The 13213-nt window shown below is 48.1% G+C and carries 14 protein-coding genes; 12 read left to right on the plus strand and 2 right to left on the minus strand.

What is annotated here, in order from left to right:
- The 12 genes from DWW03_RS15870 to DWW03_RS15935 form a co-directional block, all read left to right on the plus strand.
- A partial coding sequence (locus tag DWW03_RS15870) for a DMP19 family protein (protein WP_259302003.1) occupies window positions 1-525 on the plus strand: 525 nt, incomplete at its 5' end.
- Between the two features lie 53 nt (window positions 526-578).
- The gene (locus tag DWW03_RS15875; protein ID WP_117867092.1) at window positions 579-998 is read left to right on the plus strand and encodes an NTF2 fold immunity protein; all 420 of its coding nucleotides are present in this window, start codon (window positions 579-581) and stop codon (window positions 996-998) included.
- 548 nt (window positions 999-1546) lie between these two features.
- Window positions 1547-2101 (plus strand): imm11 family protein, encoded by a 555-nt coding sequence (locus tag DWW03_RS15885; RefSeq protein ID WP_004320610.1) that lies wholly within the window; start codon window positions 1547-1549, stop codon window positions 2099-2101.
- Between the two features lie 78 nt (window positions 2102-2179).
- Window positions 2180-2881, plus strand: coding sequence for a PoNe immunity protein domain-containing protein (locus DWW03_RS15890; protein WP_007480240.1), 702 nt, complete (start codon window positions 2180-2182; stop codon window positions 2879-2881).
- A gap of 9 nt (window positions 2882-2890) precedes the next feature.
- Window positions 2891-3412 carry a hypothetical protein gene (locus DWW03_RS15895; protein ID WP_007480238.1) on the plus strand — a complete coding sequence of 174 codons (522 nt, stop codon included), beginning with the start codon at window positions 2891-2893 and terminating at the stop codon, window positions 3410-3412.
- Window positions 3413-3497: 85 nt separating this feature from the next.
- Window positions 3498-3695, plus strand: coding sequence for a hypothetical protein (locus DWW03_RS15900; protein WP_055295418.1), 198 nt, complete (start codon window positions 3498-3500; stop codon window positions 3693-3695).
- A 10-nt stretch (window positions 3696-3705) separates the two neighbouring features.
- A complete protein-coding gene (locus DWW03_RS15905; RefSeq protein ID WP_117700620.1) occupies window positions 3706-4257 on the plus strand; it encodes a hypothetical protein in 552 nt (183 codons plus the stop codon).
- Window positions 4258-4287: 30 nt separating this feature from the next.
- On the plus strand, window positions 4288-5130 hold the full coding sequence (locus DWW03_RS15910; protein WP_007845708.1) for a helix-turn-helix domain-containing protein: 843 nt from the start codon (window positions 4288-4290) through the stop codon (window positions 5128-5130).
- Window positions 5131-5161: 31 nt separating this feature from the next.
- The gene (locus tag DWW03_RS15915) at window positions 5162-6064 is read left to right on the plus strand and encodes an RteC domain-containing protein (protein ID WP_004326095.1); all 903 of its coding nucleotides are present in this window, start codon (window positions 5162-5164) and stop codon (window positions 6062-6064) included.
- A 35-nt stretch (window positions 6065-6099) separates the two neighbouring features.
- Entirely contained in the window at window positions 6100-6528 is a 429-nt protein-coding gene (locus tag DWW03_RS15920; RefSeq protein ID WP_008648468.1) for a helix-turn-helix domain-containing protein, read from the plus strand.
- Complete coding sequence (locus DWW03_RS15925) at window positions 6491-8563, plus strand: bifunctional DNA primase/helicase (RefSeq protein ID WP_117866561.1); 2073 nt, start codon at window positions 6491-6493, stop codon at window positions 8561-8563. The genes DWW03_RS15920 and DWW03_RS15925 overlap by 38 nt, the downstream gene beginning before the upstream one ends.
- A gap of 408 nt (window positions 8564-8971) precedes the next feature.
- Entirely contained in the window at window positions 8972-9490 is a 519-nt protein-coding gene (locus DWW03_RS15935; protein ID WP_004326099.1) for a dihydrofolate reductase family protein, read from the plus strand.
- A 97-nt stretch (window positions 9491-9587) separates the two neighbouring features.
- On the opposite strand, the gene topB is transcribed toward DWW03_RS15935, so the two are convergent.
- On the minus strand, window positions 9588-11675 hold the full coding sequence (gene topB, locus DWW03_RS15940) for a type IA DNA topoisomerase (RefSeq protein ID WP_118407041.1): 2088 nt from the start codon (window positions 11673-11675) through the stop codon (window positions 9588-9590).
- 26 nt (window positions 11676-11701) lie between these two features.
- Complete coding sequence (locus tag DWW03_RS15945; protein WP_007482643.1) at window positions 11702-13018, minus strand: DUF3945 domain-containing protein; 1317 nt, start codon at window positions 13016-13018, stop codon at window positions 11702-11704.
- Window positions 13019-13213: the final 195 nt, after the last annotated feature.

The raw sequence follows: 13213 nt of genomic DNA on the forward strand, positions 1-13213 counted from the left end.
ATACCATTAACAACGCAGGATAACGGCAAGCCGTTCCCTGCTGAACCATTATCTATAACAAAAGCAATAAGAATGGAAAATTTAGAACAATATTGGGAGCAATCCTTTTCCCCTATTGGACGTAAGTTTACAGAAATTCGTCCCAATTATCAAGATATGGGGGAAACAGACAGTATGGTCGCCGCATTATATTGGCTGGAACTTGAAATGTATAATAGTGGATTTCTTCAATTCTTCTGTAATTGGGGATATGATGCTTATTTGCTTGCAATCAAAGGACTGGGAGCAATTAACGCAACATATACAGAACAACTTCTTATACAGGCATACGGCATCATCCAAAGATTAGAAAATGACAGCCAATTACAAGAGCTATGGAATATTCCCAAACATTTGACAGAGAACGAAATCACCAAGTTGAATAAAATAGACGAGGAATATTGGGAAGATAAGGAAAATATTATGCGGCTTATGCTTCTAAAATTCCATTCTGATTCAGTTGAAAATATAGATAACAAAGCGTGATAACGCTTGACAGCGTTCCCCGCTTAGCCATTAATAATAAAGATAATTAAAGTATGAACGATATTACGAAAAAAATACTTGAAGAACTTGTTATAAATTTTATTTCAGAAATGAATGAATGGGAGAAGTATTGTAACGAGTTTGACGAAGACCAGTTAGAATTGGACGAAACAGAGCATAAGATAAAGCAAATGGTTGCTTCTATCATTAGTAAATATTGTACAGACAAGAAACGAAAAATGAGCCGCCCGAATGCTTTGTCATGGGGACTTGAAGGAAGTTATGACTATGATCCAAATAAGGAAAAAATAATAGATATACAAGAAAGCAGGAAAAATATTTTTTTTGTGACAACACGAACTGATGACGAATATCTACAGTATATTGTCGTCAAAAAAAATAATAAGTATTTGATAGATAGTAAAAAAAGGAAATTCTTAAGTGAGGATAAATGGAGTGTTGATTATTTATAAGTCTAACAACCGACTTTGATGTTTACTATAATAAACTCTATTATTAACAAGGTCGAGATAACAGCTTAACGCTGTCCCTCACCAAACCATTAATGGTAATTAAGTATGATAGATTATTTATTTTTCAAATTTTATAGGCTATGGAAATACAGTTCTTATTCCGAAATAGCGGTTTATGCAGCTTTGTTAATTCTCGCTGTATTTCTGAATTGTAATATTCACACAATATGGGGAGTATTGGAACAATATAAAATATTGCCTTATCCAACGCGAACAATGTATAATGTGTCTTTAGGGCTGATATTCATTCTTTTATGTATTCGTTTCTGCTGGAAAAGAAGGTATAAAGCTGTCATAGAGAAGTTTAATGAAAAGCCTAATAAGAATAATCTATTGATACTTATATTATACATTTTCCTTTCGTTGTTTCTCTTTGTTTTAGAGGCTTTTTATAGTAAAGGGAAAATATAAATATACCATTAACAACGCAGGATAACGGCAAGCCGTTCCCTGCTGAACCATTATCAGTAATTAAATAGTGTAACATTATGAATATATATGAAATTGGACAAGACTTTGATAATTACAAGTTCTTTGTATTCAAGGAAGATGATAAATCAAATAAAGATGTTTGGGATTATAATGGTCAATCACTTGTTAATGAGTGGAAAGGGCTTAGCTTAGAACTGTTTAGAGATAAAAGAAAAAAGAAAGACAAACGAAGTGAGGACTTTGATGCTTCTTGTTATTTTTCTGGTTGTCTGATAGTAAATAAAAAAACTTCTTTATTGCTGGCTGAAAAGCTGAAAGGACAAATAGAAGTTTTACTTGTCAATGTAGACGGAAACACTTCAGACTATTATTTTATAAATGTATTGAATACAGTCGATGCCTTAAATATAGATTCCAAGAACAATGAAGAAATTTTGAAGATGATGAGAGATAATAATGGTATTTTCAATAAAGGAAATATCGGTTCATATATCATATTTCGGGATAGTCTGTTTAATAACAATTATTATTGCACAGATGAATTTGTAGATTTTGTGAAGCAAAATTCAATCACAGGATTAAAATTTACATGTGCAGGTATCGCAAAATAAATCACTGATAACAAGCCAAGTTAGCTGCTAAACGCAGCTCCTTGTCAAGCCATTAACATCAAAAAGCAGTGTACCATAATGGAAACAAGAGATAAACTTTTTACAGAAGAACAGTATTTGAAGCAACTGAAAATGTATGATGAAGATATTAGTTATTATGAACAAATGCATCTTTCAGGAAAACATATAGGTTACGATTCTTTGTTCAATTATAGGCTTCGTTATTTATTAGTACAGTATTCTATGGGACAGGATATTGATAAGCTGAAAAACAATTATGTGAAAGCCCTCAAAACAATGCCGAGATTTTGGACGGACAACGGATTTTATATTGAAATGTTGTGGCTTCTGTCAATAGGCATTATGTTGGATTACGAAGACGACCTTATACATGGTCTGGTGCAACTGATAAAAGACAGAGAAGCTAAAGACTATATTTATGATACATTGATTAGATACAGATTTCCTGATTGGGAAAGGACAACAAACCAAGTATTATATCCGTCACCCTATCGAATTGCTATCACTGTTACAGAGTTGGCTGAACAAGACAAAGCAGAAGCGGTGAAACGATTGGAAAAATACCTCAAAAAAGAATGGTATCGAGGACATTCTGATTTATCTTGGCATGACGACCATAAATATGGTATCAACCATGACGGTTATTGGTGTTTTGAAAGCGGTGCATTGGTCAAGGTCTTGGGGCTGGATGATAGCAGCCTGAAAGGGTTGCCCTACTATCCATACGACATGGTACACTGGAATGACAATATTAAATGAAGAAAAGGTATGAGTTACTCTGTTTGTGCATATTTGACAGAAGCCGATAAGGTAAAGTCTGTTTATGGAACTTGTGATAATCAGCTTATAAACCAATTAAAGGTTGCGTTGAAGCAGGAACTTGACACTCTGAACGATTATTTCAGCGATAGCCTGAACACGGATAAAGATGCTTATGCAGCGTTGGCAGATATAGTGAACGGAGAAATCCGTTATCCCGAAATTGCTTTCATGTACGGGTATGTATATGAAAAGATTTGCAACCATTATGGAACGCAAATCTACTGTGCGGAAAACCTTTGGCAATTGGATAGCCAAAGTACATTCATCCCTATTCCATTGAGCAGTGATTTTCCCTATATCATCAGCATACCCGTTTCAGATTTGGAGAGCAAGCGGACGGAATACACCTCACTACAAGAGGGTAACGGTATCGGAGATTATGATTACGAGCAGGAAATGGACGACTTGAATTTCATTTTCGATGAAGCCGTTGAAGCGCAAAAAGACCTTGTTATTATGGTGTATTGATATGGTACACTGGAATGAGAATAAAATATGATGTTAACGAAGCAGGATAACGGACAAGCCGTTCCCTGCTAAACCATTAATCAATATGAGTAACCTTATCACAGTAAATAGATTTGGAAAAGTTCTGATATGGGTATGGAACAGATGTATAAAGAAAACTGCCATTCCTTATGAAGAACTTGATTTCCATTACCCCGATTGGGCTTTCATTATTACAGGTTGTATCTTTTTCGGGGTTGTGGTAGGTGTTACCCTGTTTTATTTTGCTTTTATAAAACAATAGACTATTTACAATGAAAGCCCGACTTAAATACCCGATATTCAGCTTTGCCCCCAAAGGCAACATGATATACGTGTTTCGCAAGGAAGAACTGTACACAACGACCAATACCGAGTTGTTGAAGAAGCGGAAGAACTACATTGTAGTGGATGCAACCGGGACGAAATATGTTGAAAAGGGGGCGCACAAAGTGAAGTGGCAAGGGATATTCGGATATTGTATCAGGATGCAGGGACGTGTGATTTCCATTGAATACGAGTACGGGGACAATCCCGAACCGTTCCCACTACGAAAACTGCAAGAACTGGTAGCGGAACGATACCCCAAGACACGGTGGTTCAAGGAAGAATGCTGGAACAGCGCAGACGAGTTCCGGCAAGCGATTTTCGCCTGCAAGACCTTTGAGGAAGTGGCGGACATACTGATGCCCGAACAAAAAACGAGCGTTTGGCAGCGCATTGAAGAATATTTCCTGCGGGCAGGTTTTCTTATGCTTGCCGCCATGTTCCTTTATCACGTGGTTTGGCGGCTAATCCAAAAGTTTTGGCTATGGGCTACCGGGTAACGTACAGAAAACAAATCAATTTATTCAGATATGGAACAACGGATTACATCATTATTGCTGCCCGCTCCCGAAGCGGAGCTGGAAGCGTCCTGCAAGGAACTGGACGAAAAGGTAACATGGCTGCTGCACAACAGCCGGAAAATGGACAACTATTTGGAACTTGAACCGTTCAGCAAGGACGGGCGGCTGTGCGCCCACGTGTGCGACACGCTCAAGAGCCTGCCGGAAACGCCGACACTGGCGGCATACAAGGACTACAAGGCAATCATTATCCTGCTGGGTATGTCCACCACCCGTTACGCCATACTGGACGAACTGGCGGAACAGCACCGCAAGCGGGACGAGATACCCGAACTGACCGCCTACTGCGATGCGCTCCACTGGATGCGACCGGGACGGCAGTACCTCTGCAACGTGTACAACACGGTATGCCACGCTTTCCACCTGCTACGGAGAAACCCGGTAAGGGACAACCGCCTGCTGGTGACGGAAAAGGAACTGCGCCACGCCGAACGGATGCTGCCGGAGCTGGGCAGGCAGACATTCACCGAAATGGTGCGTCTGAAAGGCTACATGGTCTATGATGCCGAGCAACTGGCGGACAAATGCGGCATGGAATACGGCTCGTTCCGACGGAAGGTAAAGAAAATGACCGGGTACACGGCTAAGGAATGGGTGATAAAGGAGCGTGCAAAGGACGTGGAACACTACCTGAAGAACACCAACCTCACACTTACGGAAGTGGCGTTCACCACCGGGTTCGCATCGACATCGAACCTGAACGACTTCTGCAAGGCTTACTTGCTGGACACACCGGGCGAGATACGCAGAAAAGCGCAGGAAACAAGAAAATGCACAGTTACAAGAACGTAATGTGAAAAATCAAGAATAAAACAGATTTTTTATGCCCGTAACTTTGTGCTTCATAAAAGATAAGCACAAGGTTATGGAACATAAGATACCGTTGGAAACATACTTCGCCGGACTGCTTCAAAAAGTGGAATGGCAGATACAGGAATACGAGGACACCGCAGCGGACACGCTGACGCTCTGCCGCCTGTGCGTGGACTACCTGCAAGAGATACTGGGCGAACTCAAAAACTTTATAATCTCCTACCCGTTCGCCAGCACGGAAGAGGAAATACACTTCTTCAAGGAACTGAAACCGCTTTTAGCGAGCAAAATCATCTATTACAACACTGTTTACAAGATAGAGGTGCGCTTCCCCAGCGGCAGCGAGGAAGTGCAAAGGGACTACCTGCTGTCGGAAACCGACCGGATTTCAAAGTCGTTCCAGCGGAACTTGGCGTTCTACCAGTACCACCGAACGAAAGCCACCTACTTGGACAGGCAGTATTTCATGCGTGGGAAGCCTGACATACAAATCATCGTGGACAGTTTCTATTACGAAACAGACCCACAGTTCAGCACCAGTCACGATTTCAAGGTAGCCAAGATTTTAGCCAACGAACTGCTGGAAATATACCTCACCAACCGTCTGCACGAGCTGGAACGCCGGGAACAACGCAAGCGGGTGAAGAACGGCTTCATGGGAAAGGTGTTGCGCTGGACGGGGACGAAAAGGGCGTTGGTGGAACTTATCTACGCACTGGACGCCTGCGGCTGTCTGAACAAGGGGACGGTTGATATTAAGGAGATTGTAGCCTACTTTGAATACGTGTTCGACATCGACCTCGGCGACTTCTACCACACCTACATGGAACTAAAAGCCAAGACCAAAGACCGAACGGGCTTCCTCTCCACCCTGAAAGACAGGTTGCTGATGCGCATGAGGGAGCAGGATTAGGCAACCGTGCTTTAACAAAATTTATTTCGCCACAGGTGGGTACATCTGTGGCGTTTTATTTTTCAGGACACCCGAACTTTGCGGCAAATCAATTAGTTACCGTTATGGAAATAATAACATTCGAGTCCAAAGCCTACAAGGAACTGGACAACAAGATTACCGCCATTGCCGACTACATCTTCAACCACATGGAAACGGCAAGGCAAAGCGAGGAAGACATGTGGGTGGACAGCTACGAGGTCTGCACGTTCCTGAAAATAAGCGAAAAGACCCTGCAACGCCTGCGGGTGTCGGGGACTATCGCCTATTCCAACATCAGGGGACGTTACTTCTACAAGGTCAGCGAGATACGCCGGATGCTGGAAGAACGCCTGATAAGGAGCAACAAGGAGAACATCGACAACCTGATAACCAACCACCAATTATATGCTAAGGAAAGAGGAAATCTTAGAAAGAACAAGTAACGGGCTGGCGGTGTTCAAACACTACCTGCCCGGAAACTGGCGCATAGGTCGCAACTTCCTTAACCCGCTGTACGAGGACAGCAAGGCTTCCTGTAACATCTATTTCGACCGCCGGGGCGGTATCTACAAGATGAAGGACTTCGGCAACGACAGTTACAGTGGCGACTGTTTCTTCCTCGTGGGGCAGTTAAAGGGGCTGGACTGTAACCGGGCGGCTGACTTCGTGGAGATACTGGAAATCATCGACCGGGATTTGGACTTGGGGCTGGCTTCCGGCACTCCGGTTTCCGTTCCCCCGGCGACCGTCCGCCGGGCAGTGCCGGACAAACCCGAAGAAACGCCCGAAAAGCCCGTCAAGCCCTACCAGTTCCGGGAACAGAAGTTCCCGCTTGCCGAACTGGTGTACTGGCAACAGTACGGCATCACGCCCGAACTGCTGGAACGTTACAAGGTCTGCTCGCTCCGGGAATACAACAGCGAAACGGCAGAGGGCAAACCGTACACCTACACTTCATCGGTGGCAGAACCCATGTACGGCTACAAGGGCAAACAGCACATCAAGCTGTACCGCCCGTTCTCCACGCCCCGCTTCCTCTACGGCGGCAGCTTCGGTGAGAACTACTGTTTCGGGCTGGAACAACTGCCAGCCAAAGGCGACACGCTATTCATCACGGGCGGCGAGAAAGACGTGCTTTCGCTGGCGGCGCACGGTTTTCACGCTATCTGCTTCAACAGCGAAACGGTGACGATACCGCCCACGCTGGTCTATCGGTTGACATTCCGCTTCAAGCACATCGTCCTGCTCTTTGACATGGACAAGACGGGCAGGGAAAGTTCATGCAAGCAGGAAAAACTGTTGGAAGAATTTGGCGTGAAACGCCTGCTGCTACCGCTTCCGGGAACGAAAGAGGAAAAGGACATATCCGACTACTTCAAAGCCGGGAACACCCGTGAAGATTTCCTGAAACTGTTTATCGAATTTTTAGACAACCTGTATAGCGACACATTGATTATGCTTAAATCGTGCGAGATAGATTTCAACAACCCGCCCGCCAAAGCGCAAGAGATTATTTCGGCGGGTGACGTTCCGCTGGGGACACAAGGCAACCTGTTCGGCATCACCGGGGGCGAGGGAACGGGAAAGAGCAATTACGTAGCCGCAATCGTGGCGGGCTGCATCTGTCCGGCTGGTGCGGACATAGATACACTGGGCATACAGATAACCGCCAACGGCAGGCACAAGGCGGTATTGCTCTATGACACCGAACAGTCGGAAGTGCAACTGTTCAAGAACGTAAGCAACCTGCTGGCACGTGCCAAACAGCCGGACAAGCCCGATGAACTGAAAGCGTTTTGTCTTACCGGTATGTCACGCAAAGAACGCCTGAACGCCATTGTACAAAGCATGGACAAGTTCTACTACCAGTACGGCGGCATCCAGTTGGTCGTCATTGACGGCATCGCAGACCTTGTTAAGAGTGCCAACGATGAAGCGGAAAGCGTGGCGGTGATAGATGAACTTTATCGGCTGGCGGGCATCTATAACACGTGTATTCTGTGCGTGCTGCACTTCGTCCCCAACGGATTGAAACTGCGGGGGCATTTGGGCAGCGAGTTGCAGCGCAAGGCGGCTACTATCCTGTCCATTGAGAAAGACGAAGAACCTACCCAGTCGGTGGTAAAAGCCCTGAAAGTAAGGGACGGAAGCCCGCTGGACGTGCCGCTGATGCTCTTTGCTTGGGACAAGGAAGCCGGGATGCACGTGTACAAGGGCGAGAAACCACGTGAGGAAAAGGAGAAGCGCAAGGAAAGGGAACTGGTAAATGTCGCACGTGACATCTTCGGGCGGCAGACACGCATCACCTACATAGACCTTTGCGAGCAGTTGCAGCAGGTATTGGACATCAAGGAGCGCACCGCAAAGAGCTATATCCGCTTCATGCGGGAAAGGGACATCATCACCAAAGACACGGCGAACCAAAGCTGTTTTGTCATCGGTTCATATCATCTTCAAAGGAACGCAAGCTGCCCGTAGGCGTATGGGCTGAACTTGTGTATTTTTAGGTGCTTGTGTCCTGCCCTGTTGTGATAACACGGCAGGATTTTTTCTGTTTGCACGTGATTTTTCAGGGTATTTGCTTAACTTTGCAGAAGTTACACGAAAAAAGTAACGGCAGTTGGACGGCGGTTGCCGGAATATTGCCTTTATATATAACATATACGTTCGCCGAACGTCCCAAAGTAGAAAACTGGCACTTTTCAAAATGTGGGGATATTCAGCGCAGGATATGCTATGCGTTTGTCATAGCGTGGCTGCACTGTTTCCACATTTGGGTATGCCAGTACCTCGCATCGAAACAGCGTCATGCCACGCTTTCTTTTTTGGGGTGGCGGCTAACGTGCCAAGACAGTAGGGATTTATATCACTTTAATACCTGATAATATGGAACAAATCAAAGCGCACATCGCCGTATCGCTGGACGGGCATACCGCCACGCCGGACTATGAACTGGACTGGATGCCCCGTGAGGTCAAGGAACTGGCGGCAAGGGAACACGCCGCCGCAAGCTGCCTGCTTATGGGGGCGAACACCTACAACTACATCTTTGAACACTGGGGCGGGTGGCCGCACAAAAGCAAACGGTCTTTTGTGGTGTCACACTACGACACCAACGTTACACCGGACTGCGGGGTGGAGTTCCTGACCGAAGAACCGCTGCAAAGGGTCTATGAACTGAAACAGGAAACCGACATGCTGGTGGTGGGTGGCGGCAAGCTGCTTACTTCATTGATTAAAGCCGGACTGCTGGACAGCCTGACAATCTACACCGTCCCGGTCATGGCGGGCAAAGGCATCGGTTTTGTCGGGGAAACATCCGGCTCGCTGTGGAAGCTCTCGGAAAGCAGGGTGCTGGATAACGGGGTGGTCTGTTCGACCTACCTGTTTGGCGGGAACATATAAAAAATGCGCCCGGTTTCCCTCCGGGCGCAACCACTAAAATTTCAATTATTATAAGCTGTAAAACCTATCACAATGAAATTTCAGCGGCAAAGATAGGCTATTTCTTCGGTTTCGCTTTCTTTTCGGGGAATGAAAAACCGACATTGAACTGCTCGTCCAGTACCAGCGAAGCATCGAAAGCCTTGCCGTTCTTGCCCTTGAAGCCCTTGATTAGCCCGGTCTTGCGTTTCGTCACCAGCTCGACAATCTGCTTGTCGGAAAGCTGCTTGTCGCACTTGTTGCGGAATATGGTAAGCGTGCAGTCCACGTTGGAACACTTCGCCACTTTCGGGTAGAACAGGATGCGCCCGCTGCCGCATTTCGGGCAGGGGCAGGTTTCACCAGTAGCGACAGATAGCTGCACCGATAGCAGTTCTGCGGTGATTTGCGTTGCGTACACCTCGATGCCCTTCCGGAACGTGTCGGCATCCATGCTGCCCGCTTCTATCTTGGCAAGGGCGGTTTCCCACATGCCCGTCATTTCGACATCGGCAATCTTCTTGTCCCTGACAATCCCATAAACGGCAAGCCCCTTGTCGGTAGGCACAAGGTTCTTCTTCTCACGCACGATGTACTGGCGGGCGAACAGCGTTTCGATAATCGCCGCACGGGTGGCGGGCGTGCCTATCCCGGCATCTTTCAGGCTGGCTTTCAGTTCGGCATCTTCCAGTTCCCTGCCTGCGTTCTCCATTGCCGACAACAGGCTGCTTTCCGTGTGCAGCGGTTTCGGCTTGGTCTGCTTTTCGAGCAGATCCACGCCGGAGAGTGGCAAATATTCTCCCTCTTGGAGTGGCGGCAGGCTGGCGGCTTCTTCATCCCCGCCCGTTTCCTGCTCGCCGAACACGGCACGCCACCCGGCTTCTTTCATCACAGACCCTTTCACCGTGAAGTCGGTATCTCCCCCTGACAGCAAGGCGGTGGTAACGTCTTTCACGCACTTGCCCGAAAAGGCTTCCAGCATACGCCCGGCTACCAGCTCGTAAACCGCCCGCTCGTCTTTGGAAAGTTCGCCGGGCAGGTTCTCGGTTATGATTAAGGCGTGGTGGTCGGTCACTTTGCCGTCATTCACGCTGCGGCGGTTCAGGGGTGTGCCGTCCAGCCCGGCGGCATACCCGGCAAAGCGGGAGTATTGCCCCAGCAGGGCGACACGTTCCGGCATTTCATCGAAAACGTCCTCCGGAATATAGCGGCTTCCGGTTCGGGGATAGGACATCACTTTCTTTTCATACAGGCTTTGCGCTATGGAAAGTGTCTTGTCAGCCGAGAAGTTCAGCTTCGTGTTCGCTTCCTTTTGCAGCGTGGTAAGGTCGTACAAAAGCGGCGGTTCTTGGCAGGCTTCTTTCCTCTCAACGGATTTAACCACAAGTTGCCCGGCATCCTTTACCCGTTGCAGGGCGGCTATGGCTTCGGGCTGCTGTTCCCACTTGGCGGTCGATTGGGCGGTAAAATTTATTCCCCCGCTGGCGGTCGCCGCTTTGAGTTGCCAAAACTTGGCGGGTACGAAATTCTTGTTCTCCAAATAGCGGCTGCATATCATCACGAGCGTGGGTGTCTGCACCCTGCCCAGCGAGAACACCCCCTGCCCGGCGGCAACGCTCAACGCTTGGGTGGCGTTTATCCCTATCAGCCAGTCCGCTTCGCTGCGGGACTTGGCAGAGAAGTAGAGGTTATCGTAACGCTCTCCCGGCTGCAAGTTATCCAGCCCCTCACGGATTGCCTTGTCGGTAAGGCTGCTTATCCACAGGCGCAAGAAAGGCTTCCGGCAGTTCAGGTAATGGAAGATATAACGGAAGATTAGCTCACCCTCACGCCCGGCATCGGTGGCGACAATAATCCGGTCGCACTGGTCGAACACTTCCTTTATCACTTTCAACTGTTTCAGCACGCCGGGGTCTGCCTTGTACCCTTTCTCCGCTTTCACCTGACGGGGGATTAGCTGGAAATCGAGCGGCAGTATGGGCAGGCTCTCCCTGCGGAAGTTCGCCACGCCGTAGGCTTCCGGCATGGCAAGCTGGATTAAGTGGCCGAACGCCCATGTCACCATATACCCGTTGCCGGAAAGATAACCGTCATTACGCCCGGTCGCACCGATGATGCGGGCGATGTCCTTTGCCACGCTGGGCTTTTCTGCTATCAATGCAATCATAATTCTTTACTTTTTAATGGTGGATATTACATTTTCATTCCTCTGGACTTCTTGGGCTTGTCAGCTTTCAGGCTCTTGTCCTGCGCTTTCTCCTGCTTCTCTTTCTGCTTGGGGGTGGGCTTGTCCTGACCCTGTTTCAGCGGCTCTTTGCCCTGCTTGGTGGCTTCGTTGGTCTTGCCCCCGGAATTGACCGCTACCTGCGTCCGGTTCTCGGCGGCGGGGGTAACGTCTTTCGGCTGCACCTTGTCGTGGGATTTGCCCTGTGCGCCGGGCTGTACATGACCGTTGAACTCAACGCCCTTGCCGTCCTTTAGCCCGGCTACCTGCTGTTCTGCGGGCTGCTGCCCCTGCTGCAAGAACTGGACGGCGGCACGGGGCAGGAACTCCAAGCCACGCTCCACCGCACTGACCTGCAAATAGGCACTGCGCTTCGTGCCGTCCCTGAATTGCAGGTTTTCCATTTTCACCGCTTGCCCGGCTTCAAAGGCGGCTTTCTGTTCCGGGCTGACTTGCACGTTACAGATTGTATCGGGGCATTTCCATTTGTCAGCCCGCATGTATTCCAGTTCGTGCGTGTACCTGTCCCGGCTGACAAACACGGGGATTTGCTCGCCGCTTTTCGGGTCTTTGATTTCAGCGATGCCGCCCAAGTTGCCAGTGCCTTGCAAGTTGCCCTGTTCCTGCTTGGTGAACCCGTGTTCATGGAACGGGCGTTGCAACAGCTTTTCGTCCTGCTGCACGCCGTGCAGCTTGGGTACTACCGTGCCGTCCTTTGCCTGATAGAAAGAGAGCTTGACATCGGTAGGTTTGAGGTAGAAGCCGCCCACCGTCCCCGAAACGGTGTAGGTATTTCGGGACTTGTAGCCACGCATCACCCGGTCGAAGTCCTTCGTGTTTTTCAGGGTGTCGGCGGTGATGCCGACTTTTTTCAGGTTCTCCCAGTCGATTTTTGCCGGGTCGAAGCGGTAACCCTGCTTGAACTCGTGGAAGTCGGGCTTCGGAACTCGAAGCATTTCAGCCCGCTTGTCGCCCTCCGGTGTAGGGTTGCGGTGGTTTTCCTCGATTGCCTTTGCGTCCCGCTCCGCTTCGGAAGCCTTGACGCTGAACAGTTCCAGCCCGGAAGTGTCCTGATACTTGCGGTAGAAGTTGGAAATGAAGTTGCTGAACACATCGCTGTTCTTGTCCACCTGCATGAACTCGCCACCGTGTGTCGGCGGTACGGTCTGCAAATTGCCCTCCTTGTCAATACCCTTAACGGCACTCACCTTTCCCTGCTGTTTATCCAAGACCAGCAGCACGTCTTTTTCCTGCCCCTCTGCGGGCGGGGTCATTCTGTTTGCCATAAATAATTGAAATTTTAGCGGTTACGGGAATAGTCCCGCCCAAAGGTAGCGACTAAATATGCTATATTTGGACGGGCGGCAAGGGCTGTCCGAATTTGTCCTGCGGTGTCCCGATTTGTCCGGGTGGGATGAAATTCCGCAACTGTCCCGTCCTGAAAAAGGTTTACAGAAAAGAGTAAATCTTATGCAGCAAAA

The organism is Alistipes sp. AF14-19 (assembly GCF_003461645.1).
GTDB classification, from domain to species: Bacteria; Bacteroidota; Bacteroidia; order Bacteroidales; family Rikenellaceae; genus Alistipes; species Alistipes shahii.

What these genes read in the sequence shown, in the direction of transcription:
- DWW03_RS15875 (WP_117867092.1), top strand. Translation starts at nt 579, where the DNA reads ATGAACGATATTACGAAAAAAATACTTGAAGAACTTGTTATAAATTTT.
- DWW03_RS15885 (WP_004320610.1), top strand. Translation starts at nt 1,547, where the DNA reads ATGAATATATATGAAATTGGACAAGACTTTGATAATTACAAGTTCTTT.
- DWW03_RS15890 (WP_007480240.1), top strand. Translation starts at nt 2,180, where the DNA reads ATGGAAACAAGAGATAAACTTTTTACAGAAGAACAGTATTTGAAGCAA.
- DWW03_RS15895 (WP_007480238.1), top strand. Translation starts at nt 2,891, where the DNA reads ATGAGTTACTCTGTTTGTGCATATTTGACAGAAGCCGATAAGGTAAAG.
- DWW03_RS15900 (WP_055295418.1), top strand. Translation starts at nt 3,498, where the DNA reads ATGAGTAACCTTATCACAGTAAATAGATTTGGAAAAGTTCTGATATGG.
- DWW03_RS15905 (WP_117700620.1), top strand. Translation starts at nt 3,706, where the DNA reads ATGAAAGCCCGACTTAAATACCCGATATTCAGCTTTGCCCCCAAAGGC.
- DWW03_RS15910 (WP_007845708.1), top strand. Translation starts at nt 4,288, where the DNA reads ATGGAACAACGGATTACATCATTATTGCTGCCCGCTCCCGAAGCGGAG.
- DWW03_RS15915 (WP_004326095.1), top strand. Translation starts at nt 5,162, where the DNA reads ATGCCCGTAACTTTGTGCTTCATAAAAGATAAGCACAAGGTTATGGAA.
- DWW03_RS15925 (WP_117866561.1), top strand. Translation starts at nt 6,491, where the DNA reads ATGCTAAGGAAAGAGGAAATCTTAGAAAGAACAAGTAACGGGCTGGCG.
- DWW03_RS15935 (WP_004326099.1), top strand. Translation starts at nt 8,972, where the DNA reads ATGGAACAAATCAAAGCGCACATCGCCGTATCGCTGGACGGGCATACC.
- topB (WP_118407041.1), bottom strand. Translation starts at nt 11,675, where the DNA reads ATGATTGCATTGATAGCAGAAAAGCCCAGCGTGGCAAAGGACATCGCC.
- DWW03_RS15945 (WP_007482643.1), bottom strand. Translation starts at nt 13,018, where the DNA reads ATGGCAAACAGAATGACCCCGCCCGCAGAGGGGCAGGAAAAAGACGTG.